Source organism: Ereboglobus sp. PH5-5 (assembly GCF_029504805.1).
Classification (GTDB): Bacteria; Verrucomicrobiota; Verrucomicrobiia; order Opitutales; family Opitutaceae; genus Ereboglobus.
Genome location: NZ_JAQFIT010000011.1, coordinates 41,345 through 68,256, shown reverse-complemented (window position 1 = coordinate 68,256; position 26,912 = coordinate 41,345). Strand labels below are relative to the sequence as shown.

Genomic DNA, 26,912 nt, shown 5'->3' with positions numbered 1-26,912 from the left:
CTATCAACCGCGAATGGACGCCAATGAACGCGAATAGACAAAAGTATTTCTGCCTTTATTCGCGTCAATTCGCGTTCATTCGCGGTTAGAAAATTTCATGCCAAACACCCGCAAACTTTCCGAGCTCACCATCGGCGCGACGGCTGTCGTGCGCGAAATGCCGAAAACCGGCGCGGCTTCGCTGCGCCTGCGCGAAATGGGCCTGTTGCCCGGCGCAAAAATAACTTTCATGCGCGCCGCGCCGCTCGGCGATCCGCTCGAAATAAAAGTGCGCGGTTACAATCTCACGCTGCGCAAAAGCGAGGCCGAGCTCGTGATCGTGGAGGCGGCGCAATGAGCGAAAGCGCCACCCAGTCTTCTCCCGCGCCTTCGCGTCCGCTTGTCTACGCGCTCGTGGGCAATCCGAATTGCGGCAAGAGCACGCTGTTCAACGCGCTCACCGGCTTGAGGCAGAAGGTCGGAAACTATCCCGGCGTCACGGTTGAAAAAAAGGTCGGCTCCGCGTATTCGCAACACGGGCATCCGATCACGCTCATCGATTTGCCGGGCGCGTATTCGCTCGCGGCGCGCTCGCCCGACGAGGCGGTGACGCGCGACGTGCTCCTCGGCCGCCGCGCCGACACGCCGCAGCCCGACCGGATTTTGTGCGTCGTTGACGCGGCGAATTTGGAGCGGAATCTTTACCTCGTGCACCAGGTGCTCGATCTCGGGCGGCCCGTGATTCTCGTGCTCAACATGATGGATCTCGCGGAGCAGGCGGGGATCACCATTCGCGTGGCGCGCCTGGAAAAATTGCTCGGCATCCCCGTGATCGCCTGCGAGGCGGCCAACGGAAAGGGCATCGTCGATATCAAGCTCGCGATGAGCCGCGCCGACCTGCCGCTCTCGCGCCACGCGTGGGACGTGCCCGCGGAGATCGCGCCGGCGGTCGCGGAGTTGCAATCGTCGCTCGTCGCCAACGACGGCAAGGCGCCGCTCATCGCGCGCGCGGAGGCGTTGCTGCTGCTCACCGACCAGGACGCGATGCGCGTGGCCGGCTCGACTCCGTTGAGCGCGCGCACGCACGCGATTCTTGAAGGCTGGAAAAAGCGCTGGGACACCGAGGAGATGGACTGGTCGGGCGCGCTTGTGAACAGCCGCTACGACGCGATCTCCGCGATTTGCGAGGGCATTGTCGAGCAGAGGGAAAACGCCGCCGCCGGTTCGTCGCGCAGCGACAAAATCGACGCGGTGGTGACGCATCCGGTGTGGGGCTGGCTCGTGCTCGGCGCGCTCATGACGGTGCTGTTCCTGAGCATCTTCACGTTTGCCGGATATCCGATGGAGCTGATCGAGGGCTGGTTCGACGGGCTGGCGGGCCGGGTGAAGGACTCGATGGCGCCGGGCGATTTGCGCGACTTGATCACCGACGGCGCGATCACGGGCGTGGGCGGAGTGGTGGTGTTTTTGCCGCAGATATTGATTTTGTTTTTCTTCATCGGACTGCTCGAAAGCACGGGCTACATGGCGCGCGCGGCGTTCATCATGGACCGGCTGATGAGTTTTGTGGGGCTGAACGGAAAGGCGTTCATACCGCTGCTCAGTTCGCACGCGTGCGCGATTCCGGGCATCATGGCCGCGCGCACAATCGAGAGCCCGCGCGACCGGCTCGTCACGATTTTGATCGCGCCGTTCATGAGCTGCTCGGCGCGCCTGCCGGTTTATTTCCTGATGATCGCGACAATCGTGCCGGGCGGCGAGGCGTCGCTGGCCATGAAGGTCGGCCTGATGATGCTCATGTATATGCTCGGGCCCGCGGGCGCGTTTGGGTTTGCGTGGTTGTTCAAGCGCACGCTGCTCAAGGGCGAGCCGCCGGTGCTGATCATGGAGCTGCCGCCGTATCGCCTGCCGCGCATCCGCGACGTGCTGCTGCACATGTTCGAGCGCGCGTGGATGTTTTTGAAACGCGCGGGCACGGTGATTTTGGGAATTTCGATCGTGCTGTGGTTTTTGTCGGCGTATCCGAAGCTGGATAATGAAAGGAGTCAGGAGTCAGGAGTCAGGAGTCAGGAGATGGCGGCGGCGAACGCGGAGGCGGTTGTTGTTGTCGAGAATGGCGGAAATGAAAGCGAGCAACTGAAGCATAGTTTCGCGGGCATGGCGGGGCGCGCGCTTGAGCCGGTTATCAAGCCGCTCGGTTTCAACTGGGAAATCGGCATCGGGCTGATCGGTTCGCTGGCGGCGCGCGAGATGTTTGTCTCGACGCTGAAGGTGGTCTACAACGTGGAGAGCAAGGACGAGGACGACGTGGTGCCGTTGCGCGATGCGCTGGCGAAGGCCACGTGGCCCGATGGACGTCCGCTGTTCACGCCGCTGGTGTGCCTGACGCTGATGATATTTTATGTTTTCGCGATGCAATGCCTGGCGACGCTCGCCGTGGTGCGGCGCGAAACCAATTCGCTGCGCTGGCCGCTGTTTCAGCTCGGCTACATGACAGGCACCGCGTGGGTGGTGTGCTTCGCGGTTTATCAAGTGGGCACGCTGCTCGGTTTTTAACCGCGAATGGACGCGAATGAACACGAATAAAAACAGAAGACGGCGCTCGCAAGGTAGCACAGACATTCCTGTCTGTGCCGAGCGGCGCACGATTCATGGCACAGACAAAAATGTCTGTGCCACCTTGCCATGAGCGCGACGTTTCAGACTGTGGCGGCGTTGGTGATCGTTGGGGTCGCCGCGACGTGGCTTGTGTGGCGCGCGTGGAGCAAGCGCAAGAAACCCGGCTGCGGCGACAACTGCGCGTGCCCGGCGGACGAGTTTAGGAAGAAGCTCAAACGGTAGGGCGAAGCCTCCGGCTGGGCCGAAATGTGGGCGATAGACGAACGGTCCCCGGCTGTTTCACCCCGCCAAAGGCGCCGGATGTTTTTGCGGACAGGGAATGACGGCTTGCATCGGGCGGGTTGTGATTTTTTATCAGCGGTTCTTGAAAACGATCGACCGGCATATTTTGCGCGAATGGTTGGGCTTCCTGCTCATCGTGGTGTTGGCCACGCTGGGGATGTTGCTCGTCCAGTGCATGATTCAGGACTTCGGCGATTTGCGAAACAAGGGCGCGAATATCGTGGACATGGGGCAGTATTTCGCGGTCAGGGTGCCGAGTTTTTTGTCATTTGTGCTGCCGATCATCCTGCTCGTGTCGCTTCTGTATGTGCTGGGACGGTTGCACCGCGGAAACGAAATCACGGCGATGCGCGCGGCGGGGCTGGGCTACGGGCAGATAACGCGGAGCATTTGGGTCGTGGGCGTGCTGATGTGCGGCGTGATGTGGTGGCTCAATGCGAGCATCGTGCCCTGGTCGGTGGAGAAATCGCTGACAATGTTGCAGGAGCTCGGATTTCGCAACGAGGCGAAGGCCGCGACCGACGCGGGTTCGATCGGGGTGACGCGCATGGTGACGTTCGACAACGACCGCGAGGGGCGCATTTGGTTTATGAACCGTTACAGCCGCTACGCGCAGCGCGGTTACGGCGTGACGGTGTCCGAGTTCACCGTGCGGAGACAGGAAAAGCTGCGCATTTACGCAAAGGAGGCTCATCTCGACAAGGAGCTTGGCTGCTGGGTGTTTCACAATGGGCGCGAGACTTTGTTTGATCCCGAAACCGGCGCGGTGACGGGCTCCGCGCCTTTCGACGAGAAGGCGGTTTCGTATTACAAGGAGGCTCCTGAGTTGATGTTGAGTTTCGACGTAAAACCGAAGGACCTGTCATTTTTTCGACTCAGGCAGATCATGGATTATTTCGAGGTGCTGGAGAGCCCGAAGCTCAAGATTTACGCGATGCGCTACTACGGGATTCTGGCGGGAACATTCGCGCCGCTGATTGTGATTTTGATCGCGATTCCATTTGCCATCACCGGCGTGCGCGTGAATCCGGCGGTCGGCGTGTCGAAATCGCTCGGTTTGTTTGCGATTTATTTTGCGCTGGAAAAAGTGGCCGAGTCGATGGGGTCGCAGGGCATTTTGCCGCCTGTTGTCGCGGCATGCCTGCCGGGCGCGGCGTTGTTGCTCATCGGCGGTTGGTTTTACGCGCGGATGCGCTGATGTGATAAACCGCGTTTGAGGGGATGTCTGAGAAGCCGTCTGTTTTTTTCAGTTTCTAAACGCGGCAGATTTCATAGGGAGTGCAACCTATTGGGGGCCACTGAAACGAATGGCATTTGGGGCAAAATTAGGTAACGGGGTTTTGACTGATGCTGCTGTTTGCGTGTTCGCGCGGGCGGTGAAGCGTCTTTGGCGTGGAATAAAAAAATCGGACGAAGCGGAATGCTTCGTCCGATGGAATAGGGAGGACTGGAGGGATGCTTACTTTTCCTCGACGAGTTTTGAGAACGCGAGTTTTGCCGTGCCGATCAGGCCGGAGGGCAGGGGGCCGTAAGCCCAGTGGATGGAGTTGGCCGGCTTGGCCTTTTTGGGATCGGGAAAGTGGACGTCCATCGTGTTCGCCCAGGTGAGGCGCTCGGATTCCGGCAGGGTGGCGTCGTGCAGGCAGCGGTTCACCCATGTGTTGGCCACGGCGATTTGCAGCGTGTTTTTGCCGGGACGCACGGCGTCGGTGATGTCGAGCCGGTAGGGCGGACGCCAGAGCGTGCCGGCGAGTTTTCCGTTCACCGTGACTTGCGCGACTTCGCAGACCTGGTCGATCTCAAGATACACGCGCTGGCCGGCGGCGGTTTCGTTTTTGTCGAGCGCGATCTCCTTCTCATACGTCGCGACGCCGGAGTAGTGCTTGATGCCGGGCTCCCGCGACTCCGTCCACGAAGTGAGTGTGGCGAAGCGTTGCGGGCCGGCGGGCGCGCCCCATTTGGCGTCGAATGTCACTGCCCACGGGCCGGCGAGCGTTTTGGGCTCGGGGATTTTGTCGGCGGCGAGCGCGCGCGTTTGGCCGCCGGCTTTCTTGATTTCAACTTTCCCAGGCGTGAAAAATTCCGCGCCCATTTTGCCCTTGGTTGTCACGTAAAGGCGGGGCGATTTCGGCTCCGGTTCGGCGCATTCGGGGGGCGGCGCTTTCGCGAGGTCGAGAGCGGCGATTTTTTTGGCGTCGAATGCCTTGTCATACACGGCAAAGCCGGTCGCGCGGCCCTTGAACAAGCCTTGGATGGCCGCAGGCGGGTGGACGACGCGGCCGGAGGCGGAGCCGGTGGCGATTTGTTTGCCGTTGAGGTAGAGCGCGGGGACGTTGTTTTTGTAGACGAGGGCGATGCGCGCGTTTTCAGGCACGGGGTTGTCCCAAACCAGAACGGTGTTGCGGAAACGGGCTCCGTGCTCGAAGACGGCGATGGAGTTGCGGCCCACGCTCAGGCCGGCGCAGGCGTGGGCGTCGTCGCCGGCTTTCTTGTGCATTTCCTCGGGATAGAGGAGAATGTTTTCGTTTTTCAACGATATGACGCCCTTGGTTTGTTGTTCGGTGAGCGGACGGTCGGCGGCGGGCGTCGCGGTCACGAGGACGGTGAAGTTTGTCGCGATGGCGGCGTTGTCGGCCAGGGCGGGCGGGGAGTCTTGCATGTTGCGTGCCCTGCCGCTGGCGCTGGCGCGGGAGTCGGCTGTTATTTTTTTGGCGTCGAGCGCGGTGTCATAAACGGCGAATTCGCGGGCCTTGCCCTTGAACGCCTCGCGGGTGCCGGCGGGCGGGTGGACGATGCGGCCGGAGGCGGAGCCGGCGGCGATTTGTTTGCCGTTGAGGTAGAGCGCGGGGACGTTGTCCTTGTAGACGAGGGCGATGCGCGCGTTTTTGGGCACGGGGTTGTCCCAGACCAGGACGCTGTTGCGGAAACGCTCGCCGTGCTCGAAGACGGCGATGGAGTTGCGGCCCACGCTCAGGCCGGCGCAGGCGTGGTTATTGTCGCCGAGGGCCTTGTGCATCTGGTCGGGATAGAGGACGAGGTTTTCGTTGTCCAGCGACACGATGCCACGGGTGTTTTGCTTGGTGAGCGGGCGGTCGGCCGAGGGCGAGGCGGTCACGAAAACCGTGAAGTCGCCCGCGATTGCCGTGTTGTCAGCCAGCGCGGGGCGGTCGGACGGGGCGGTGTTTTTGATTGTGTCCGGCGCGACGTTTTTGGCGCGGGCGTCGGCGAGGATTTTGGAGGCGTCGAATGTCGTGTCATGCACGGAGAATCCGTCCGCCCCGCCCCTGAACGCGCCCCGGAGGGTCGCGGGCGGGTGGACGACGCGGCCGGAGGCGGAGCCGGCGGCGATTTGCCTGCCGTTGAGGTAGAGCGTGGGGACGTTGTTTTTGTAAACGAGGGCGATGCGCGCGTTTTGGGGCACGGGGTTGTTCCAGACCAGGACGCTGTTGCGGAAACTGGCTCCGTGCTCGAAGACGGCGATGGAGTTTCGGCCCACGCTCAGGCCGGCGCAGGCGTGCTTTTTGTCGCCGACTTTCTTGTGCATTTCCTCGGGGACAAGGAGGATGTTTTCCCCGTCCAGCGATATGACGCCGGTGGTGCTCCGCTCGGTGACGCGGCGTTTCGCGGCGGGCGAGACGGTCACGAAAACCGTGAAGTTTTTGGTGATGGTTTTGTTGTCAATGATGGTTTGGTCGTCGGCGGGGGGAGGCGGCGTGACGGGAAACGCCGGCTTGCCGTCCACGGTCACGCTCGACGCGGGTTGCGCGCGCGGCGCGTTTTTGCCGCCGAACACGACAAAGACGCCTTCGAGGGGCGCGAGCGCGAGGGGGATGCGCGTGCGGCCATCGGCTTCGTCGAGCACGGGCACGGGTGTGATTTCGCCGGTTTCGGGGCGCCAGATGGAGGCGGGTTTTCCGGCGACGTCGAAGGACATGATTCCCGAGCGCGGCGCGGTGGAGTCCTTGTTGGCGATGTGGAACCACTCGGAGCCGTCGATGTGCTCGCGGTGCGTCCACGCGATGTCCTTGGGGGCGAAGGCATCATCGAGCATGCATGTGAACGGTTCGCGGAGGCCGAGGGCGGCGATGGCCTCGTCGGGCGTGTGGCCGGCGTAGAAAACGCCCTTGCCGATTTTGCGGGCTGACTTGGAGCCGTCGCCGAAAAGTTCCGCGACGAGTTTTTGCCAGCGCGCGCCGGCTTCGGCGCCGCCGCGCAGGGTCGGGTTGAAGGCGGGCTTTTTTTCGGCGGAGACGCGCGCGCCCGCCTCGACGAGGGTTTTTAGTTTTTCGAGTGTTTCGGGGAGCAGCGTGGTGTCCTTGGAGACGACCATGAGCTCGTAATTCATGCGGCCGGGGCTGGCGAGGCGTCCGTTTTCGACGCGGAGGAAATTGCGCACGGCGTCGCCGTCGGCGATGTCGTATTGATGATTGGTGCGGAGCGCAAGGTGGGCGCTTCCCGAGGGGACTTGGTCGCTGTAAAAGTAGAGGACGCGGTTGGCGGGCTTGCCCTGCTGGAGCATGTATTGTGTGCGCGAGATGTAGGTGAACCACGGCTTGGAGAACGGCCACCAGGTGAGCTTGCGGTTTTGGGCGGTGCCCCAGGGATTCATTTGCCAGCCGGGGGAGCGCTCGTCGGGTTGGTGCGAGAAGGTGTGGAAGACGAGGAGGTTCGCGCCGTCAAGAAAGCTGCTGTCCACCGTGCCCTTGAGGCTCCAGGGGGAATGCGCCCAGTTGCCGCGCCGTCCGGTGATCGTTTCGATGGCGACATAGCGCTTGCCATAAAAATGCGAGGCGCTGGCGGCCTCGGCGCGGCGCGACAGCTTGGCGGGGCCGGAGACGCGGATGTTGTTGATAAGGTTTTTCTCGCGGTGCGGCTGCCAGAGGGTTCCCATCGGAACGTCGGAGGCGCGGTAGCCGCCGAGCGGGTTGCGCGCGAAGCTTTCAACGAGGTCCTGCGTCTCGTAGCGCAGGCCGGCGGCGTGGATGCGCGCGGCCATTGTCTCGTAGAAGTTTTTTGCGATGAGGGCGGCGAAGGTTTGGCGGAGGTCGCGGAGGAAATTTTCCGTCGTGGTTATGTCCCCGATGCATTCGCCGGCGTAAACGGCCAGCCACGGCAGGATGTCGTAGCCGTTTTGCTCGCGGAAATAGCGCTCGAAGTTTTGCGTCCAGTTCTGGTGCCCCGCCTCCCATGAGTCGGTCTCGATGACGGAAAATGTTTTCCCGGCGAGCGGGCCGGCGGCGTCGAGCATTTTTTTCGAGTAGCCGTCGAAGTGCTGGTTGACGAAGGCGGGCTCGAACTTGTCCACCTCGAGGCCGCGCCCCTCGACGGTGGCGGGATAGGTGGTCTTGCCCGTGGTGGTGTAGCCGACGCGCATGACAACCCACTCGCCGTCGGGCACGCGCCAGCGGAGCGCGCCGCCGGTGACGCTGGCGGTGAGGTTGCGAATCTCGTCGAGGCGCAGGGCGCGCTCGGGAGGGACGGGCTTGGAGGGCGCGGCTCCCTCGGGGCCGGAACCGCGGTCGCTGGCGGCGCCCGCCATGAACTTGAAGCGCGTGACGGGCGACTTGCCCGAGGGGCCTTTCGCGGGCCAGGCGAGCACGGCGATGTCGCGGACGAAGTCGAGCTTGCGGTCGAGCTCGGGCAGCGCGATGGACTGCTCCGCGCCGTTGCCCGTGACGCGAAGGGTTTTGAACGTGAGCTCCTTCATCGATTGCTCGGGAGTGATCCACGGGCCGCCGGCCTCGGACCAGCCGTCGCAATTATGAATGCCGACTTCGATGCCGTGTTTCGCGGCGGTTTCGGTGGCGAAGCGAAAGAGGTCGAACCACTCGGGCGAGGCGAAGGGGACGGGCGCGGGGTTTTTGTCGCGATTGCCGACGGAGAAAACCTGCGCCTGCCCGATGCCCTTGTCGGCCATCTCGCGCAAGTCGGCCTCGATGCCCGCGCGCGAAACATTGCCGTTGAGCCAGTGCCACCAAGTTTGCGGACGCGCCCAGCCCGAGGGCGAGGCGAAGGCCGCGGCGTCGAGCGTGTGCTCGGGCTGATCGGGATTGTGGCTGGTGTATTTGAGGAAATCCCCATCCGCGTTTGCGGCGTGAAGGAATGTGCCGGCGAGGAACAGGCTGGCGATGATTGCGGGGATGAGTGCGCGCAGTTTCATTGAGTGTCGGATGTTTTTAGTGGATGTTGTTGCGAAAACGGGGATGCGGCGTAACGGGATGCGAAGGCAGGCGTTGAGGGATTTGAACGATTGGGGACCAGGGGGCTTATTTATGATTCAAGTCGGTCATATAATTTTTAGAGAAATCCTTATTCTCGAATGACCGTCAAGCCCTTTCAGGAATTTTCAGCCAGTGAAACATGCTTCGGGTTGCCGTGGAGTAACGAGGTGCGGCGATGCGCGGGGATACCCCTTCGGGGCAGGGGGATACAACGATTTTTACTTAAAACATCGAACAAATGGATGGGTCAATTTTTTTAGATTGGTGCGATCACTTCCTCATATGCGCAAATCGCGCGCACGTTGTTGGATTTCACCCGCGCCGAGGGGGCCGGGGTCACTCGAACCCGCAGAGCGAGATGCCCCACGCCTTGGCCTGCGCGACCACGGCTGGCTTGTCGAGCATGATGACGCGGCCCGCCTCGAGCGCGGCGGCGTGCAGGCCGGATTCGCGCATCACTTCGAGCGTGCGCTGTCCAAAAACAGGCACGTCAAACCGGTAGTCCTGGTTGGCCTTGACCGTTTTCACGAAGAGCGTGCCGTCAGTCTTGAATGTTCCCGCGCGGCGCAGCATTTCGTCGGTGCCCTCAAACGCCTCGACCGCGAGCACGGTGCCCTTGCGGACGACGCAGCCCTGGCCGATGTCGAGGCGCGCGGATTCGCGCGCGATGTGGATGCCGTGCTCCAGGTATTCGTTGTTGATGGGGAATCTTCCCCCGGTCATGACGCCTGTCGAGGCGAGTTGCTCGTCCAGAAAGCAGCGGGCGTCGAGCATGCGCACGCCGGCTTTTTCGATTTCGGCGGCGAGCGCGCCAAAAATTGTTTCCGCGTTGCGGCGTTTCAACGAAAAGAGGATTTTGATTGCGAGCAAATCGGGGTGCAGCCCGCCAAAGAGGCGCTTGGGCGTGATCTGCCCCGCCATGAGCGCGTAGCCGGTGCCAAACTCGCGCAGCGCGCGCAGCGCCTTGCCCAGTTGTCCGACATAAACCATGCGCCGCTCGGCGTCGGGGAAGGTGGCGTAAAGCTCGGGCGGTGTTTCCTCATGAAATGCAAGCAGCCGGATCGGTATGCCCGCCCGTCGTATCGCATCGGCGACGAGCACGGGGTATCGCCCCTGGCCGGCGATGAGCGTGATGGGTTTGGCGGTGTCGAAATCTTCTGGAAGAAAGCGCGATAACACGATGGGCAAATGCGTAATGCCCGCGCCGCCGCGCTGGCAAGGCTGGAAACGGGTGTGTGTCCCCGATTGGAGGGCGCGATGTAATTCGACTTAAACCGATTTGGGTCGATTCAAGTGGAGCGATGCCGCCGCGGTCGAAAGTAAAACGTCCCGGTCTGCGTTGGCGCAGGCCGGGACGTGGTATGATGGTTATGTTTCGGGCCGCCTCGTTTTATTTTTTCGAGGCTTCGGGAGATTCGGTTTCGTCAACGAGGACAAAGCGGGTGCCGCCGCGGCTCCAGACGCGGAGGAGCGTCTTTTTCGAGGGCGGGTTCTCGGTGAGTTTGACGGCTTCGTCGGCGTTGGCGACGGGTTCGCGGTTGATTTCCTGAATCACGTCGCCGGGGCGCAGGCCGGCGGCGGCGGCGGGCGAGTCGGGATCGACGTCGGTGATGACCGCGCCGGTGATGTTGCTTGAAATGCCGTAGGCGCGGCGGGTGCGGGCGTCGAGATCGGCCACGCCGACGCCGTTGAGCGTGCCGTTATCCTCGGTTTTGGTGTCGCCGGACGCGTTGTCGCCGGATGTGGATTTCTCGCCGGGTTGGTTGCCGACGACGATGGCGAGTTGCTCGGGCTTGCCGTCGCGCATCACGGTGATGGATGCGCTGGTGCCGGGAGCGACGGCGGCGACGGCGAGGCGGAGCGTGCGCCCGTCCTTGACTGCGCGTCCGTTGAAATCGGTGATGATGTCGCCGGGCTGAATGCCGATTTTCGAGGAGGGGCCGTCGGGCGTGACCTCGGCGACGAGCGCGCCGTCGGCGTTTTTGAGTTTGAATTGCCCGGCCATTTCGGGCGTGAGGTTTTGCACGGCGACGCCGATGAAGCCGCGGACGACTTTGCCATTGGCGACGAGTTGCTCCATGACGCTGCGGACGAGGTTGGAGGGAATGGCGAGGCCGATGCCCTGGAAACCGCCGGAGCGGGAGAGGATGGCGGTGTTGATGCCGATGACGCGTCCGCTCATGTCGGTGAGCGCGCCGCCGGAGTTGCCGGGGTTGATGGAGGCGTCGGTTTGGATAAAATCTTCGTAGCCCTGGCCGTCCTCAATGATGCCGACGCCGCGTCCGAGGGCGCTGATCATGCCGGCGGTGACGGTCTGGCCGATGCCGAAGGGATTGCCGATGGCGAGCACGCGGTCGCCGACTTCGAGTTGGTCGCTGTCGGCAAAGGTGGCGGCGGGCAGGCCGGTGGCCTCGACCTTGATGACCGCGATGTCGGTTTTCGGGTCGGTGCCGATGACCTTGGCCTTTAATTCGCGCCCGTCGTTGAGGGAGACTTTGATTTCGTCGGCACCGTTGACGACGTGCGCGTTGGTGAGCACGTAGCCGTCGGCGGAGACGATGACGCCGGAGCCGAGGCCGGTTTGCTCGGGCTGGCGTTGCATGCGGCTGCCGCGGCGGTTGTTGCCGCGATTGCCTCCGCTGCCGTCATCGTCGCCATACGGTCCGAAAAATGGGCCGAAGAAATCGCGGAATCGCGGGTCGCTGAAAAATGGATTGTCGGCGACAGGGACGTTTTTGGCGCGTTCGGTGACGAGCACCTTGACGACGCTGGGCGCGACTTCCTTGACGATGGGCGCGTAGCTTTCGGTGGCGGAGGGCGCGGTGCGGGTGAGCGGGGTGGCGTCAACTTTCATTGTGACGCCCGGTTTCTCGTCCTGTTTCGCGAAGGCGACGGCCGAGAGCGTGATCGCAGCCACGGCGACAAGGCTGCCGCCGAGGAGGGCGAACGGGCGGCGTGCGGTTTTTGCGTGATGGGCGGGTTGCGTGTTGTGGTTTGTCATAAGAGCGGATGTTTGAAAAATGGATGTGTCTTTTGGAATGTTTCGCCCCGACTATCGCACGAATTATTTTCGGATAACTTTCGTGAAGCTTACTTTTTTGTAATTTTCCGTGTGCTTTTGCGGGATTGGGAGTAGTGTCTCCGTGTAACATTTTCAACAATCATGACCGTTCACGATCGTCTCGCAGCCCATCTCTCGAAAACTCCCGACACAGCCAGCGCCAATTGGGTCGCCGCCAACGCGACCGTTGTGGGCGATGTCACGCTCGGACCCAAAAGCAGCGTGTTTTACGGGGCGGTGTTGCGCGGCGACATTGCGCGGATCGTGGTGGGCGAGGGCTCGAACATTCAGGACAACTGCGTGGTGCACTTGGCGGACGATCTCGACGCGATCATCGGCGACTGGGTGACCGTGGGCCACGGCGCGATCATCCATGCGTGCACGATTGAGGACGAGTGCTTGATCGGCATGGGCGCGACGGTGCTCGACGGCGCGAGGGTGGGGGCGCGGAGCATTGTGGGTGCGGGCGCGGTGGTGACGCCGCGCACGGTGATCCCACCGGGCTCGATGGTGCTTGGCGCGCCGGCAAAGGTCGTGCGCCCGCTCAGCGAGGAGGAGCAGGCGAGGCTCAAGGGCTGGGCTGAAAAGTATGTGCATGTTTCCGCCGCGCACGCGGCGGCTGCGAAAAAATAATGTGCGAATCGTGAAAAGGCGGTAAGTTGTGCCGGAGCGTCCGTTTTTGCGGGCGGATGCGCGCAATGAGCGCATGCTGGCACCGGTTAAAAAGATTGTGTGCAAAATTTTTGCGTGTTGCCTTTTTTCGCGGGCTTCAATTTTTCCGTTCATGTTATTCGCCCTGGGGCGGGTAGCGACACATCCTAATTCCATCACATACTATTATGAAAAAACTCATTGTTGAATTCATCGGCACCTTTTTTCTGGTGTTCACCGTCGGCATGGTCGTCAACCAAGGCCCCGTCCTTGGCGCGCTTGCCATCGGCTCCGCGCTCATGGTCATGGTTTATGCCGGCGGCCATATTTCCGGCGGCCATTACAACCCGGCGGTGACGCTCGGCGTTTTCCTGCGCGGCAAATGTGAGGCGAAGGATGTCGTGCCCTACTGGATCGCGCAATTCGCGGCTGCGGTCGTGGCGGCGATTGTTGTTTGCCTCGCGGTCGACGCGAGCTTGAGCCTCGGGGTGGGCGGCGGCATTGAGAAGGTCGTTCCGTGCATTATCGCCGAGTTCATCGGCACGTTCGCGCTTGTCTGGGTGGTGCTCAACACCGCCACGTCCAAGGGCACTGCGGGCAACTCGTTTTACGGGCTGGCGATCGGCTTCACGGTTTTTGTCTGCGCGATTTCGGTCGGCGGCATTTCCGGCGGCGCGTTCAACCCGGCGGTCGGCCTCGGCGTGTTCGCGATGGGCAAGGCCAATCTCGCGATGCTCGTGCTCTACATCGTCACCGACCTCGTCGGCGGCGCGGTCGCGGCGCTCACCTACAAGATTGTCAACGGCAACGACTGAGTTTGCTCGCAATCCTCAATTTGCTTCGAAAGCCGGACGTGTTTCGTCCGGCTTTTTTCATTTGGAAAAATCATGGTTGGCGGATAATCCCCAAATCATGACGCGTTTCATTGCAACCACCCTCCTGTTCGCATCGCTGGTGTTTGGGTTCGCAGCGTGTGCGACGCCGCGCAATTCCGATTCGCCGCAAACCGCCTATCTTTTCACTTATTTTACCGGCAACGGCAAAAGCGGCCTGCACCTCGCCTGGAGCGGTGACGGCTACAAGTGGAACGCCCTCGGATCGGGCGCGAGTTACCTGAAACCCCGTGTCGGCGAGTCGAAGCTCATGCGCGATCCTTGTGTGGCGCGCGGCCCCGACGGCGTTTATCACATGGTGTGGACGACTTCATGGGACGGACGGACAATCGGTCACGCATCGACGCGCGATTTTCTCACATGGTCGGAACAGGAGGCGATTCCAGTCATGGCGGGCATCGACGGCACGCGCAACTGCTGGGCGCCCGAAATCATTTACGACGACGAGGCGGGGCGGTTTGTCATCTATTGGTCATCGACTGTCGAGGGTCGTTTCCCCGAAACCGCCGGGACATCGGAAAACAAATACAACCATCGTCTCTATTACACGACCACGACCGATTTCAAAAGCTTCCCGCCCGCGCAATTGCTCTACGAGCCGGGCTTCAGTGTGATTGACGGCACGCTCATCAAGTTTGGCGGACTTTGGCATCTCATCGTGAAGGATGAAACCGTGACGCCTCCGAAAAAACATTTGCGCATTGCGACCGGCGCGCACTCCACGGGGCCCTTTGTCGCGCCGCCCGCGGCCCCGTTCACTCGCGATTGGGTTGAGGGGCCGGCGGCGTTTGTCGGGCGCGAAGGCGAGGTGCTTGTGTATTTCGACGTGTATCGTGAAAAACACTACGGCGCGATGCGTTCGCGCGATATGAAAACGTGGGAGGATGTGACCGACAAAATCTCGCTGCCCTCCGGGGTGCGCCACGGCACAGTGATTGAGGTGCCCGCAGCCCTCATCGACAAGTTGCGCTCAACCGATCTTGCCATGAGGCGTCCGCCGCCGCGGGCACCGTTGATTCTGCCGTGAGGCCTGGCGCGCCGCCTGGCAACTTGCCTCGCGGGGAGCACGGCGTCGCGCTCATGGTTTGGCGAAAATACCTTCCGTGAAAGCTTTTCCACGAGGTAAAAACAGTTGCCTTGTGAGGTTGCTTAGCGCCCTCGTTCACGCCCCGATTCGTTTTATCGAACACGGGCTTAATACATGCAATTTCACGCCAATTATTGAACCTAATATCATCATGCGAAACCTCACCATCACACTCCTTGGCTTGATAATAATGACATCCGGAATCGCGAATGCCGCTGTTGAAACTACCGATGTTTTTGTTTCCGGCCGCGACGGTTATCACACGTATAGAATACCGTCCATCGTGCGCATTGCGGACGGTGACTTGCTCGCTTTCGCCGAGGGGCGCAAGGGCGGCAAGGGCGACGCCGGCGACATCGATTTGTTGGTGAAGCGTTCCAGCGACAACGGCCGCACATGGAGCTCCGCGAGCGTGATCTGGGATGATGCCGGCAACACTTGCGGTAATCCCTGCGCCGTGGTCGATGGCGACACGGGTGTCATCTGGCTTTTCAGCACGCACAACCTCGGGACTGATCGCGAGGTGGACATAATCCACAAGCGCGCCGCGAGCACGCGCACGGTGTGGGTGATGAACTCGCGCGACGGCGGGCGCGCGTGGTCGAAGCCGGTGGATCTCACGTCCACGCTCAAAAATCCGTCGTGGGGCTGGTATGCGACCGGTCCCGGCGTCGGCATCCAAATCGCGCGCGGCCCGAACAGGGGGCGACTCGTCATTCCCTGCGTGCACAGCTACGATGATCCGCAGGGCAATTTGCGCGGAGGCCCGTATGAATACGGTTCGCACAGCATTTACTCCGACGACCACGGAAAGACGTGGAAGCTCGGCGGCGTAATTCAACCCAAGATGAACGAGTGCCAGGTGGTCGAGCTCGCCTCGCCCGCCGGTTCGCTTGAGATGAACATGCGCTCGTATTTTGATAACGGCTGCCGGGCGGTTGCGCGCAGCAGGGACGGCGGCGTGACATGGACCGGGCCGGTCGACGCGCCCGCGCTTGTCGAGCCGCGCTGCCAGGCGAGCGTATTGCGCCACAGTTGGCCGAAAGGCAAGAAACCCGGCGTCATGCTGTTCTCCAATCCCGCGTCAAAAACCGCCCGCGAAAACATGACGGTGCGCCTGAGCGAGGACGACGGGGCGACATGGCCGCGTTCATTGGCCTTGCGAGGGGAGTCCGCCGCGTATTCGTGCCTTGTTTCGCTTTCGGACAATGAGGCCGGCTGTCTCTACGAGGCAGGCGGCAAGACCCGCAAGCAGTCCTATCGGCGCATCGTCTTCGCGCGATTCTCATTGGATGATATTAAGTGAAGTCAACGCACGAGGAGTGCGCCGGGCGGCAAACCAGCGCGTGCATTGACATAACGGGGGCGAGCCGCTCATTTTTTCACATCATATAGAAAAACAGCACTCCTTTTAACGATGACTCCCCAGGAACAGCAACTCGACGCCTATCTCAAGCAACTCAAGGCCATGGGCCTTACCGACGAAATGATCGAGGCCTACAAGCAGCAATTCGCGGCCTCGATGAACGCGGCGTCGCAGTGGAACCAGAATATCTCCCAGTTCACGCAAAACATGCAGCAGTTCAACGAGCTTTTCGGCGACGGCGATGGCGACGACGACGAGACCGGGGGCTCCGAAATCACGCTTTCCGACAAAACCACGCTCACGCCGGACGAGCAGCGCGCCGTGGCTTGCGGCGCGGATCTGTGCATGCTCAACGACCAATATCTCAACGACCTTCCCACGGGCCTCGGCAAAAAAAACTGCCGCCAGCTTCTTTCCCAGTGGTGGGATATCGACGGGCGCGAGGAAATGCTCGAAACCATCGCGCGCCTTCAAAAAACAGGGCATCGCGGACAGTTTAAAATCATCGCGCAGGCTTACACGATTTTGGACGCCAAGGAAGGCAAACGCTACCTCCGCGAGGACCTCGCGGGTGTGATGGACGAGGATGTTGCGGTCGAACGCCTCCGCAATCTTCGCGACGGACTTGAGCAGTTTGTCGAGGACGGGCTGATCAGCTCCGAGAAAAAAGTGCCCGACATGATGGTGTGGGATTTTGCCCGCATCATAAACATTTCGCGCGCCGGTTTCGACGCCGGTTATCTGGAGCGCGAGGAGGCGCTCGCCTCGATCATGGACGCCGCCGCAAAAATTCGCGCCGCGTATGGTTCGTGGAAGGAAATGTCGGTCGCCTACCAATTTGCCCGTTATGTCTGGACTGGCGACGACACCTACGAACTGATGAAGGCCAACATGGACGTCCTCTTGAGCGATCCCAAAAGTCCGTGGGTGACGATTGAGTGGTGACGGTGCAGCGCAGACAGTTGTTTGCCGCATGAAACACACGCCCGCCAAGCCGCCGCTCACCGGCGAAACGCTCGAAACGCTCTCCGACCGCCTCAAGGAGCGCGGCGAGCCGGCGTTTCGCGCCAGGCAAATCCTCGAATGGCTGTATAAAAAGCGCGTCCGTTCCTGGGATGCGATGACCAACCTTTCCAAGCCGCTCCGCGCCTGGCTCGCGGACACGTTCGAACTCATGCCCGCCGCGCTCGTGCTCGGGCGCCAGTCCGCCGACGTGACCGACAAGCTCCTGCTCGAGCTCGGGGACAAATCGCTCATCGAAACCGTCATCATCCGCGCGCCGCAGGATGGCGTGGGCGTCGATCACTCGCGCAAAACAATCTGCGTTTCAACCCAAGTCGGTTGCGCGATGGCCTGTGTGTTTTGCGCGAGCGGGCTCGCCGGGCTCAAGCGCGATCTCACCGCCGGCGAAATCGTCGCGCAACTTTTGCAGGTTTGTTATCGCGAGGACGCGCTCACGCCGCGCGCGCATGCGGAGCTCGCCTCGTTCGACAACATCGTCGTCATGGGCATGGGCGAGCCGCTTGCCAACTACGACGCGCTCATGCGCGCGCTCACCATCGTCAACGCCGACTGGGGGCTTGGTTTCGGCGCGCGCCGCATCACGGTTTCGACGAGCGGGCTGGTTCCGAAAATCCTGAAACTTGCCGACGAGCCGCTCGGGTTTCGCCTCGCCGTTTCGTTGCACGGGGCGACCGACGAGGTTCGCGAAAAAATCATGCCTGTGAACAAGGCCTATCCGCTCGCGAAACTTTTGCCCGCGGTGAAGGCGTTTTCCGAAAAACACGGACGCATGATCACGCTGGAATTCATCCTGATCGCGGACGTGAATGACTCGTTTGAGCAGGCGGAAAAGTTGCGCGACATCGCGCTCGACCTGCACGCGCATGTGAACCTGATTCCCTACAACACCGTCGAAGGGCTGCCGTGGAAACGTCCGAGCAACAATCGTCAGGAGCGTTTCGCCGACGTGCTGCGCAACGCCCGGATATCGGTGACATTGCGCCGCGAAAAAGGCCACGACATCGACGCCGCCTGCGGCCAATTGCGCCTGCGGACGGAAAAGGAGCGGGATCAGCGGTTGTAGCGCGCCCGCGCCCGATGGATTGGCGAATCCGCGGCCATGCCGCTCGGAAAAAAGTTTAATCCCTCCTGTGCAGCCAAGGGTAGGGCGGTTGGCAGACTGTCGCTGGCGCTCGAACCTCCGAAACCGCCGATTTCCCCAAAAAACATTATTTGGATGCTGTTTTTTCGAGAAGTGTCTGCGCTCTTTTTTTGGCGTCGGGATTTTTTTTCAGAAAATCCAGCAGCTCGTCGCGCATTTCCTTGATCGCGTCCCGGGTCTGTTTGTTGCGCAGCATTTCGTTGGCTATAATAGTTCCGATGAGTTTGCCCGCCTGTGTGTCCGACGGATAATGCACACCGCCGATCACGCGACACCACATGGTTTCGCGCACGTCGTCCATGAAAAGGATTTCGTATTCGGGCATCGCCTTGCCGAGCAACACCGCCCAGAGCGCGCTCGCCGCGGAGTGTCCGCTGGGATACGAGGTGTTGTCCTGCCTTTTCACGCAGGGCTCGACACCAAGGCCGCGATCGTAGGGGCGGGTGCGGTTCCATTGTCTTTTGGAGGCGTGGACAACCGGGCGGCGTTCGTTGGTGGCCTTTGTCAGAATGGCGATGGTGCGCGGCAGGTTTTTTTCGTTGAACGCGGGGCCGAAAACTTGCGCGCCCATCGAGAGGCTGTCGTGGGCGCTGACGCGCTCGGCGCGCGCGGCTTGCGCGGGGGTGCGGTCTTTCTGCACTTGAAGCACGGTTTCAAGGTCGGCCATTCCCGCGGGGGAATCGTTGGCCGGCGGCGGCGGAACCATCGCGATGATTGCAGCGGGGTCTGTCGTGAGAAATGGTTGTTCCGCGGCGCCGAGCGTGGCGGCGAGGAGGAGCGCGATTGTTGCTGTTATGACGGGAGTTTTTCTCATTGGTGTGTGCGGTGCCAAGGGTGAGGTGTGGTTGTTTGTTCGGACAAAATACGCAACCAATGCGAGGTTGTGTCAACGAATCACACGGGCGGTCGCGGGTGTGCCTGTTTGGATCCGTTTGGTGCCGGGGAAAATATCAGGCCCTGCGTCCTTGGCGCGCGCGGTCCGGCTGCTCGACCCAGACGCCTTCGAGCAGCATGGTTGCGGGGTTGGCGGTGATTCCGAGTTCGTTGTGCTGCAGTTGCGTCACCACGAGGTCGAGCGCGTTGGAGGCGATTTTTTCGTTGAGCGGATCGATGCCCGGGAGCACGCCGCGCGGATGCCATTCCAGTGTCACGACTCTTCGCGCGTGTGGCGCCATTTCCCGCAGCGCGTCCGCGTCCGCGCGGGAAAGTTGCCAGCCGACCACCAGCGAATCCGCCTTTTCCCTCTGCCATTTTCCCATGAGGGGAAGCTCGTCCGGGCGCGCATAGACGACATGCTTCGCGGCGTTTGCGCGGTCGGGATGGCCTGTGAGAACCGCCGCCAGTTGCATTGAGTGCGTGCGTTCCTGCGAGTCGGGATTGAGAATGACGACGGGGTGCCGGCAGCCCTCCGCGTGAAGTTTCGCGAGAAGGCACCGCACGCTTCGGTAATGAAAATGCGCCGAGCGGTTCATGGGCAGGGGGAATTCCGTGTGGCCGATAACCGCGGCGGCGAAGGGGCTCCAATCCCAGTCCAGCGCGACGCGCGCGCCGCCCTTTACCGCCGCGAACACAAGGCCGGAGATGCCGCGCGAAACCAGTATCCGGTGCAGGCGTTCCGGTCGCATGCCCTCCTTGTCGGAGAGCCAGAATTGGTCAACCGCGCAGCCGACTTGCTCCGCCCTTCGCGTCACGCCGAGCAGGAAATTCTTTCCCGCCTGGTGCCAGTTTTCGGGCAATTTCGAGAGGTCTTTCGGTGTGTTCATCCACACCAGCGCGATGGTTTCCCCTTTTCCAAGGCCGCGTCCCCGCCGGACGTTTGCCATGAGCGAGCTGATGCGCAGGTCGGGTTTGTAACCAAGCTTTTCAGCCACGCGCCGGACGCGCGCCACTGTCGCCGGCGGAATGCTCGGATGCCCGCGCAGTGCGTAGGAAGTTCCGCTGGCGCTCAAGCCCGCGGCCTTGGCCACATCCGCAATGGTTACCCTCATGATTCCAGACACGCGCGAGTTTTTTCCGGGGGCGGATTATTGTCAAGAGACGGGGATGAGGGAATTGCCGCGCCAAGAGCCGGCGGCGGCCCGTCGTGGCTGCCGCCGCTTGGGCGCTGGGTTGACTCAACGAATTCAGCAACTTCGTTATCGACGAAAAGACCGCGCCCGTGACAGTTAATCGCAGGCAAAGCCATTCGTCGTTTTCGCGAGACTTTTCCGCCGCAAACCCAAATGTTTCCCCGAACTTCGCAAACAAAACCTCAAATCAATCCGCACTAAAAAAAATGAAAGCGCTCGTATTGCTGGAAGACAAGGTTCTCAAATACTCGGAGGTCGCCATGCCCGAGCCCAAACAGGGCGAGGTTCTCGTGAAAGTTCATGCCTGCGGCATTTGCGGGTCGGACATCGACCGGGGTTTCGGCGGCAAGGCCTACCACTATCCGCTCGTCATGGGGCATGAGTTTTCCGGCGTGGTTGAGAAATCGTTTCCCGGGGGCAAATACAAGCCGGGCGACCCCGTGGCGGGTTTTCCGCTCATTCCCTGCAAGCAGTGCGCCGCGTGCCAGACGGGGGATTTCGCTCAGTGTTCCGATTACGATTATTACGGTTCGCGCCGCGACGGCGGTTTTGCGGAGTATGTCGCCATCCCCGAGGAAAACCTGTTCCGCGTTCCCGACCATGTGAATTTGTCGCACGCGGCGATGACCGAGCCGGCGGCTGTCGCGCTTCACGGCGTGCGCCGCGCCGAAATAAGCGTCGGCTCAAGCGCGGTGGTTTACGGCTGCGGCCCCATCGGAAACATGACCGCCCAATGGCTCAGGATCGCCGGTTGCGATCCGGTGATCGTGGTCGATGTGGACCGCGCGAAACTCGACCTGGCGGAAAGCATGGGCTTCGTCGCGCTCAACAGCGCCGAATGCGATCCGGTTGAAAGAATCGCCTCCATCACCGGCGGCGAAGGCGCCAAAATCGTCGTGGAGGCCGTCGGCCTTCCCGTCACTTTTCTCAACGCCCTTCGCTCCGCGGGACGCGGGGGACAGGTGGTGTTCATGGGCAATATCCGCGGCACCTTTGAGGTCGGGGACAAGGACTTCTCGCAGATTCTCCGCAAGGAGCTGCGCATATACGGCACCTGGAACAGCAAGGTGGTCCCGCGCCCCGATGACGATTGGTCCGTGGTGCTTGAAATGATGGATCGAAAATTGATCGTCGCCCCCTTGATAAGCCACACGCCGTCGCTCGATGAGGGCGAGCGCATCTTCAACGACATCGCGGGCAAAAAACTGGCCTGCAACAAAGTGCTGTTCAAACCCTGAGAAAAGAACGGCGCGCATTTTCAAAAAACACAACCATGGCAAAAAAAATATCCGTATCCATAATGTGCGGCGATCTCCTGCACCTTGGGCGGGAGATTAAAACGCTGGAGGCGTGCGGTGTTGACTACCTGCATGTTGACATCACGGACGGGCATTTCGTCCCCAACCTCACCTTCGGGCTCGATTTCGTGAGCGCCATGCACAGGGCGACCGATCTCCCGCTGGACATCCACCTGATGGTGCGGCACCCGGCGGACATCATTGCCAAGCTCGATATCCGCAAAGGCGACATCGTTTCAGTCCACACCGAGGGCGGCATTCGAGGCATCGCCGCCATGAGCCAAAAAGTGAGGCGGGCCGGCGCCTTGTTCGGCATCGCCGTCGATCCGGAAACGCCGGTCGGGGCGCTCGCGGGAGTCCTGCCGCTCGCCGATGTTGTCATCCTCATGCTCGTAAGCCCCGGGTTCGCCCGCGGCACCTTGATCGAGGGCATCATGGACAAGGTCGTCGAGGCCCGCGCTTATTTTGCGAAGAAAGGCCGTGGCAATATCATGATCAGCGTGGACGGCAGCGTGAGCGTCGAGCGCGCCAAAATGATGGCGGAGATGGGCGCGGATATATTTGTCGGCGGCACCGCGGGCATCTACCGCGAGGGGCGGCGCTTGGAGGAAACAATACCGCTTTTTAGAAAAGCCATCACATTATAAACAAAACCTCCCGCCCACGCTTTCCCCAAAAAGTAAAAACCATGATCGACCCCCACGTCATAGGAATGGATTTCGGAACGGACTCCGTTCGCGCGCTGCTGGTGAACGCGCTCACCGGCGGGGAGGTTGACTCCACTGTTTTCAACTACCCGCGCTGGGGAGGGGGAATGTATTGCGACGCGCAAAAAACACAGTTTCGCCAGCATCCGCTGGATTACATTGAGGGCGTGGAAAGCGTCATCGGAACGCTCACGAAAAGGCATCCCGAAATCGCGGGGCATGTGAGGGCGATCTGCGTGGACACCACGGCGAGCACCCCCTGCCTTGTGGACGCTGAGTGCCGTCCGCTCGCCCTGCGTCCGGAGTATGCCGAAAACCCCAACGCGATGTTTGTCCTGTGGAAGGATCACACGGGGGAAAAAGAGGCCGCCGAAATCACCGCCCTTTGCTCGGCGGGCCCGGTCAACTACGCGCGCCAATCCGGCAGCCACTACTCAGCCGAAAATTTCTGGTCCAAGATAACGCACATTTTCCGCGAGGAACCCGCGCTCAAAAAAGACGCGCGCTCGGCCATTGAACTTTGCGATTTCATCCCCGCGCTCCTTGCGGGAATCAGCGACATCAACGAACTGAAAAGAAGCCGCTGCACGATGGCCGGAAAATGGCTGTGGTCGGAAAAATGGAACGGCTACCCGCCGTCGGCGTTCTTCGCCCGCCTCGATCCGAGCCTGCCGGAATTCGTCAGCCGCCTCGGCGAAAAAAATTACACCTGCGACCATGCCGCCGGCGCCCTTTCGCCCGAATGGGCCGCGCGCCTCGCGCTTCCGGAGGGCATAAAAATCGGCGTCGGAAATGTTGACTCGCACTCCGGCGCGGTTGGCGCGGGCGTCGTCGATAAAATGCTGGTTCTCAACCTGGGAACCTCCGCCTGCTGCATGACGGTTGTGCCGCCCGCTGTCCTTGGCGACAGGTTTGTCGAGGGCGTCCACGGACAGGCGCACAGCCTCATCATTCCCGGACTTGTCGGAATCGAAACGGGCCTCTCCGCGTTCGGGGATGTCTATGCATGGTTCCGGGATCTGCTTGCCTATCCGCTCACGGAAATACTCGCCAAAAGCAAACTGCTCGACGCGGACACCGCGCAAAAACTCATCGCCGAAATCCGCGCCAACATTCTCCGCGAACTGGACGCCGCCGCCGCAACCACGCCCGGCGAAAACGCGCCCTTCGCCACCGACTGGCTGAACGGACGCCGCAGCCCCGCGCCCGACGCAGCCTTGTCCGGCGGCATCACGGGACTGCGGCTTTCCTCGACCGCGCCGCAACTCTACCGCGCGCTCGTCGAGGCGACAGCCTTTGCGACAAGGGCCATCGTCGATCACCTCGCCGCCAACAACCTGGAAATCGACCACCTGGTCGCCGCCGGCGGCATCTCGCAAAAATCCCCCTTCGTCATGCAAACGCTCTCCGATGTGCTGGGGCGCGAAATCCGCGTGACAGGCTGCCCCCACACCTGCGCCCTGGGCGCGGCGGTGTTTGCGTCCGTCGTTGCGGGCGTCCATGGCAGCGTGGCCGCCGCGCAAAAAATACTCTGCAAACCCGCCGTCACCGTTTACCGGCCGGACATGCTCAAACACCGCGGCCATCTTCGCGGCTACGAGCGATACAAGACGGCTGACGCATTCACGAGAACCCTGGCAAAAAACTAAAACCAACCTCCCGAAAAACATTATGGAAAACAAAGCGAAAACCCTGCGCGAACCCGCGCGTGAAACTCCCGTGCGCCGCTCGGTGGACGTCCTCGTTGTCGGCGGCGGCCCCGCCGGAATCATGGCGGCGCAAGCCGCCGCCGGCGAGGGGCTGAGCGTGATGCTGCTCGAAAGCCGGAGCTTTCTTGGCGGCAACCTGACAATCGGCCTGCCCATCCTGGCCTTCCTCAATTGCAAGGGCGAGCAGGTCATCAAGGGCCTGCCGCAAAAATTTATCGACCGTCTGCGCGAGCGCGGCGCGGCCAGCGAACACAAGCCCTGCAAAAATCACATGAGCCTGACGATCATCGACTCGGAGGAGGCAAAATCCGTCGCCCTTCAAACGATGGCGGACGCGGGCGTTGAGGTGCTGATGTATGCCCTGTGTGTGGACGCGATCATGGATGGAAACGAAATCAAAGGCGTCATCATCGAGAGCAAGGCGGGCCGCGAGGCGATCATGGCAAAGGTGATTATCGACTGCACCGGTGACGCCGATGTTGCCTTCCGCGCGGGTGTCGAATGCCGCAAGGGGGACAGTGACGGCGGCATGCAGCCGCCCACGCTAATGTTCTGCATGCGCGGTGTTGAAACTCAAAAACTCCGCGACGCCATCGTCAACCATCCCGGGGAATACGACATGGACGTGATGCCGCCCGAGCAGTTTAGGGAGGGCAAATTCATAACCGTGGGCTTGCGTGGAAAAATCAAGCAGGCCCTTGCCGACGGTCTCAAAATTTCCGTGGCACGAACCATATTGATCACCGGCCTGGGCGACGACGAAATCTGGGTGAACATGTCGCGCGTGAGCGGCGTGGACTCCACCGACCCGGTCAGCAGCACCTTTGGCGAAATCGAGGCGCGCAAACAAAACAAGGAACTCGTCCGATACCTGAAAAAATACGTGCCCGGTTTTGAAAACGCCCGGCCTGAGAAAACCGCGCCCTTCCTCGGCATCCGCGAAAGCCGCGTCATCGTCGGAAAATACATCCTCACGAGCGACGACATCGTGAACTGCCGCCGCTTCGACGACGCGATTGCGGTGGCGGGCTACCCGGTTGACATCCACCACGCCAAGGGCGCGGATTGCACGATGGAGTTTTGCGCGGACAGCTACGACATTCCCTACCGCTCGCTGCTTCCGGCAACTGTGGAAAACCTGCTGGTCGCCGGGCGCTGCTCCTCGATGAGTCACGAGGCGATGGCGTCCACCCGCGTTATGTCCACCTGCATGGCGTTGGGCGAGGCGGCGGGGCGGGCGGCAAGGATCGCCTTGCGCGGGGGCATGAAACCATCCGGCGTGAATGTTGCGGAAGTTCAAAAGGAGCTCCTCGAAAAAGGCGCATACCTGCGCCCGTTGGCCCCGTGAATATTCATTCAAGATAAAATATTGACCGCTTTTTTATTATGCCCTGCCTTGGGCTCGGACAGGAGCCAATTCTCCTGCCTCCGCTTAGTATCCCGCCGGACTCATCCCAACGCCATTTAGCCCATTCATGAAAACTCGTGTAGCGCGCAATCCGAAAACAACGGAGACCGATTTAATATAAACTGCAAAACTCAATCGTTGCCCAATTTTATGCCCTTTCTAAAACCCTCGCTCCGCCGCTGGATTATTGTCGCGATCATATTCGCGGCGATGGTGCTCAACTACATCGACCGGGTAACCATCTCCTTCCTCAAGGATGAAATCCAGACGATGTTTGGCCTCGATAATTTCGGTTACGCGCTGATCGCCAACGTGTTTATTTTCTTTTACGCCATCATGTATCCCGTTTCCGGCTGGCTTATTGACCGATTCGGACACGGCGACGGCGTCCGGCGGTTTATGTTTGGCGGCATTCTGGTCTGGTCATCCGCCTGCATCGCGGCGGTGTTCACTCGCGTTGCCTGGACGTTTGGCGCCTGCCGCGCCGTCCTTGGCGCCGCCGAGCCGATGGCCTACGCCGCGCAGCTCCGCGCCGTCACGGAATGGTTTCCCAAGAAACTTCGCGCGACGGCCAACAGCCTTTGCGTTGCCGGCGGCACGATCGGCATGGTCATCGCCGCTCCGCTCCTCGTCGGCCTCAAGGAAACCTACGATTGGCGCGCCGCGTTTCTCGTTCCCGGTGTGCTCGGTATTGTCGTGGCGGTCCTGTGGTTTGCCTTTTACCGCAACCCGCCCGCGGATGTGCTCGCCGAAAACACCGGCGAGGCTTCCGCCGCGAAAGGCACCGCGTTCACCTGGCCGCAACTCTGGAAAACCCGCACGCTCTGGGGCGTCATTCTCATTCGCTTCATCAGCGATCCCGTCTGGTATTTCTGCCTTTTCTGGCTTCCCGGCTACCTCAAGTCCGCCGGCCTAAGCGAGCAGCAAGTTGGCATGTTCGGATGGATTCCGTTTCTCTTTGCCGCGCTTGGCGGCATCGGCAGCGGCATTGTCTCCGACTTCATGGTGCGCTCCGGCATGGCGCCGCTTCGCGCCCGCAAAGTCCTCCTTACCGTCATGGCCATCGTCATGCCGGTCTTCGCGTTCACCCCGCACATCGCCAGCCCCGTTGTTGTCATCGCCATATTCAGCGTCGTGTGCGCCATCTGCCTGAGCTGGCTTTTCAACGTCCCCGTCATCCTGACCGAGACCTTTCCCACGCGCAACGTCAGCGGAGTGCTTGGCATCTCGGCAGGCTTTGGCGCCCTCGGCTCCGTGATCTTCAATCTCTTCGTAGGACGCGCGCTTGATACGGTCGGCCCCGTTCCCATCTTCGCCGTCATGGGCGGACTTCACTTGGTTGCCGTTGCCGTGCTTTGGACAATGGCGCGAAAAGAAAACCCGCCGTCCGCGCGTTAG

The 26,912-nt window shown here is 61.3% G+C and carries 20 protein-coding genes; 15 read left to right on the top strand and 5 right to left on the bottom strand.

Going from position 1 to position 26,912, the window contains the following annotated elements:
* Positions 1-97 precede the first annotated feature (97 nt).
* The 4 genes from M2103_RS08690 (at position 98) to M2103_RS08675 (ending at position 4,078) form a co-directional block, all read left to right on the top strand.
* On the top strand, positions 98-337 hold the full coding sequence (locus M2103_RS08690) for a FeoA family protein (protein ID WP_277509995.1): 240 nt from the start codon (positions 98-100) through the stop codon (positions 335-337).
* Complete coding sequence (gene feoB, locus M2103_RS08685) at positions 334-2,535, top strand: ferrous iron transport protein B (protein WP_277509994.1); 2,202 nt, start codon at positions 334-336, stop codon at positions 2,533-2,535. Before M2103_RS08690 ends, feoB begins: the two co-directional genes overlap by 4 nt.
* A gap of 129 nt (positions 2,536-2,664) precedes the next feature.
* Positions 2,665-2,820, top strand: coding sequence for a FeoB-associated Cys-rich membrane protein (locus tag M2103_RS08680; protein ID WP_277509993.1), 156 nt, complete (start codon positions 2,665-2,667; stop codon positions 2,818-2,820).
* A gap of 142 nt (positions 2,821-2,962) precedes the next feature.
* Positions 2,963-4,078: an LptF/LptG family permease gene (locus M2103_RS08675; protein WP_277509992.1), complete on the top strand. Its 1,116-nt coding sequence runs from the start codon at positions 2,963-2,965 to the stop codon at positions 4,076-4,078.
* Between the two features lie 261 nt (positions 4,079-4,339).
* Here the strand turns inward: M2103_RS08675 and M2103_RS08670 are convergent, their stop codons facing one another.
* The 3 genes from M2103_RS08670 to M2103_RS08660 all read right to left on the bottom strand — a co-directional run bounded on the left by M2103_RS08670 (position 4,340) and on the right by M2103_RS08660 (position 12,102).
* Positions 4,340-9,040 carry a glycosyl hydrolase gene (locus M2103_RS08670; protein WP_277509991.1) on the bottom strand — a complete coding sequence of 1,567 codons (4,701 nt, stop codon included), beginning with the start codon at positions 9,038-9,040 and terminating at the stop codon, positions 4,340-4,342.
* A 397-nt stretch (positions 9,041-9,437) separates the two neighbouring features.
* Positions 9,438-10,280, bottom strand: coding sequence for a UDP-2,3-diacylglucosamine diphosphatase LpxI (lpxI, locus tag M2103_RS08665; protein ID WP_277509990.1), 843 nt, complete (start codon positions 10,278-10,280; stop codon positions 9,438-9,440).
* Positions 10,281-10,491: 211 nt separating this feature from the next.
* Positions 10,492-12,102 (bottom strand): DegQ family serine endoprotease, encoded by a 1,611-nt coding sequence (locus M2103_RS08660; protein ID WP_277509989.1) that lies wholly within the window; start codon positions 12,100-12,102, stop codon positions 10,492-10,494.
* 162 nt (positions 12,103-12,264) lie between these two features.
* Here M2103_RS08660 and M2103_RS08655 point away from each other — a divergent pair, with 162 nt between their 5' ends.
* The 6 genes from M2103_RS08655 to rlmN all read left to right on the top strand — a co-directional run bounded on the left by M2103_RS08655 (position 12,265) and on the right by rlmN (position 18,245).
* Positions 12,265-12,795 (top strand): gamma carbonic anhydrase family protein, encoded by a 531-nt coding sequence (locus tag M2103_RS08655; RefSeq protein WP_277509988.1) that lies wholly within the window; start codon positions 12,265-12,267, stop codon positions 12,793-12,795.
* 206 nt (positions 12,796-13,001) lie between these two features.
* Positions 13,002-13,628 carry an aquaporin gene (locus M2103_RS08650; RefSeq protein ID WP_192881134.1) on the top strand — a complete coding sequence of 209 codons (627 nt, stop codon included), beginning with the start codon at positions 13,002-13,004 and terminating at the stop codon, positions 13,626-13,628.
* Between the two features lie 97 nt (positions 13,629-13,725).
* The gene (locus tag M2103_RS08645) at positions 13,726-14,733 is read left to right on the top strand and encodes a glycoside hydrolase family 43 protein (RefSeq protein ID WP_277509987.1); all 1,008 of its coding nucleotides are present in this window, start codon (positions 13,726-13,728) and stop codon (positions 14,731-14,733) included.
* Between the two features lie 211 nt (positions 14,734-14,944).
* Positions 14,945-16,099, top strand: a complete 1,155-nt coding sequence (locus M2103_RS08640) for a sialidase family protein (protein WP_277509986.1) — start codon at positions 14,945-14,947, stop codon at positions 16,097-16,099.
* A 111-nt stretch (positions 16,100-16,210) separates the two neighbouring features.
* Positions 16,211-17,104 carry a DUF1266 domain-containing protein gene (locus M2103_RS08635; protein ID WP_277509985.1) on the top strand — a complete coding sequence of 298 codons (894 nt, stop codon included), beginning with the start codon at positions 16,211-16,213 and terminating at the stop codon, positions 17,102-17,104.
* A gap of 28 nt (positions 17,105-17,132) precedes the next feature.
* Complete coding sequence (gene rlmN, locus M2103_RS08630; RefSeq protein WP_277509984.1) at positions 17,133-18,245, top strand: 23S rRNA (adenine(2503)-C(2))-methyltransferase RlmN; 1,113 nt, start codon at positions 17,133-17,135, stop codon at positions 18,243-18,245.
* 145 nt (positions 18,246-18,390) lie between these two features.
* On the opposite strand, the gene M2103_RS08625 is transcribed toward rlmN, so the two are convergent.
* Positions 18,391-19,137, bottom strand: a complete 747-nt coding sequence (locus M2103_RS08625) for a phosphatase PAP2 family protein (RefSeq protein WP_277509983.1) — start codon at positions 19,135-19,137, stop codon at positions 18,391-18,393.
* Between the two features lie 136 nt (positions 19,138-19,273).
* Entirely contained in the window at positions 19,274-20,311 is a 1,038-nt protein-coding gene (locus M2103_RS08620) for a LacI family DNA-binding transcriptional regulator (protein ID WP_277509982.1), read from the bottom strand.
* Between the two features lie 287 nt (positions 20,312-20,598).
* Here M2103_RS08620 and M2103_RS08615 point away from each other — a divergent pair, with 287 nt between their 5' ends.
* The 5 genes from M2103_RS08615 to M2103_RS08595 all read left to right on the top strand — a co-directional run bounded on the left by M2103_RS08615 (position 20,599) and on the right by M2103_RS08595 (position 26,912).
* A complete protein-coding gene (locus M2103_RS08615; protein WP_277509981.1) occupies positions 20,599-21,630 on the top strand; it encodes a galactitol-1-phosphate 5-dehydrogenase in 1,032 nt (343 codons plus the stop codon).
* A gap of 35 nt (positions 21,631-21,665) precedes the next feature.
* Positions 21,666-22,337: a ribulose-phosphate 3-epimerase gene (locus tag M2103_RS08610; protein WP_277509980.1), complete on the top strand. Its 672-nt coding sequence runs from the start codon at positions 21,666-21,668 to the stop codon at positions 22,335-22,337.
* A 41-nt stretch (positions 22,338-22,378) separates the two neighbouring features.
* On the top strand, positions 22,379-24,046 hold the full coding sequence (locus M2103_RS08605; protein WP_277509979.1) for a ribulokinase: 1,668 nt from the start codon (positions 22,379-22,381) through the stop codon (positions 24,044-24,046).
* 22 nt (positions 24,047-24,068) lie between these two features.
* Entirely contained in the window at positions 24,069-25,454 is a 1,386-nt protein-coding gene (locus tag M2103_RS08600; protein ID WP_277509978.1) for an FAD-dependent oxidoreductase, read from the top strand.
* A 210-nt stretch (positions 25,455-25,664) separates the two neighbouring features.
* Positions 25,665-26,912, top strand: a complete 1,248-nt coding sequence (locus M2103_RS08595; protein WP_277509977.1) for an MFS transporter — start codon at positions 25,665-25,667, stop codon at positions 26,910-26,912.

Excerpts from the sequence above, each read along its gene's own strand:
- M2103_RS08690 (WP_277509995.1), top strand. The coding sequence starts at position 98 with ATGCCAAACACCCGCAAACTTTCCGAGCTCACCATCGGCGCGACGGCT.
- feoB (WP_277509994.1), top strand. The coding sequence starts at position 334 with ATGAGCGAAAGCGCCACCCAGTCTTCTCCCGCGCCTTCGCGTCCGCTT.
- M2103_RS08680 (WP_277509993.1), top strand. The coding sequence starts at position 2,665 with ATGAGCGCGACGTTTCAGACTGTGGCGGCGTTGGTGATCGTTGGGGTC.
- M2103_RS08670 (WP_277509991.1), bottom strand. The coding sequence starts at position 9,040 with ATGAAACTGCGCGCACTCATCCCCGCAATCATCGCCAGCCTGTTCCTC.
- M2103_RS08660 (WP_277509989.1), bottom strand. The coding sequence starts at position 12,102 with ATGACAAACCACAACACGCAACCCGCCCATCACGCAAAAACCGCACGC.
- M2103_RS08655 (WP_277509988.1), top strand. The coding sequence starts at position 12,265 with ATGACCGTTCACGATCGTCTCGCAGCCCATCTCTCGAAAACTCCCGAC.
- M2103_RS08650 (WP_192881134.1), top strand. The coding sequence starts at position 13,002 with ATGAAAAAACTCATTGTTGAATTCATCGGCACCTTTTTTCTGGTGTTC.
- M2103_RS08645 (WP_277509987.1), top strand. The coding sequence starts at position 13,726 with ATGACGCGTTTCATTGCAACCACCCTCCTGTTCGCATCGCTGGTGTTT.
- M2103_RS08640 (WP_277509986.1), top strand. The coding sequence starts at position 14,945 with ATGCGAAACCTCACCATCACACTCCTTGGCTTGATAATAATGACATCC.
- M2103_RS08635 (WP_277509985.1), top strand. The coding sequence starts at position 16,211 with ATGACTCCCCAGGAACAGCAACTCGACGCCTATCTCAAGCAACTCAAG.
- rlmN (WP_277509984.1), top strand. The coding sequence starts at position 17,133 with ATGAAACACACGCCCGCCAAGCCGCCGCTCACCGGCGAAACGCTCGAA.
- M2103_RS08625 (WP_277509983.1), bottom strand. The coding sequence starts at position 19,137 with ATGAGAAAAACTCCCGTCATAACAGCAACAATCGCGCTCCTCCTCGCC.
- M2103_RS08620 (WP_277509982.1), bottom strand. The coding sequence starts at position 20,311 with ATGAGGGTAACCATTGCGGATGTGGCCAAGGCCGCGGGCTTGAGCGCC.
- M2103_RS08615 (WP_277509981.1), top strand. The coding sequence starts at position 20,599 with ATGAAAGCGCTCGTATTGCTGGAAGACAAGGTTCTCAAATACTCGGAG.
- M2103_RS08610 (WP_277509980.1), top strand. The coding sequence starts at position 21,666 with ATGGCAAAAAAAATATCCGTATCCATAATGTGCGGCGATCTCCTGCAC.
- M2103_RS08605 (WP_277509979.1), top strand. The coding sequence starts at position 22,379 with ATGATCGACCCCCACGTCATAGGAATGGATTTCGGAACGGACTCCGTT.
- M2103_RS08600 (WP_277509978.1), top strand. The coding sequence starts at position 24,069 with ATGGAAAACAAAGCGAAAACCCTGCGCGAACCCGCGCGTGAAACTCCC.
- M2103_RS08595 (WP_277509977.1), top strand. The coding sequence starts at position 25,665 with ATGCCCTTTCTAAAACCCTCGCTCCGCCGCTGGATTATTGTCGCGATC.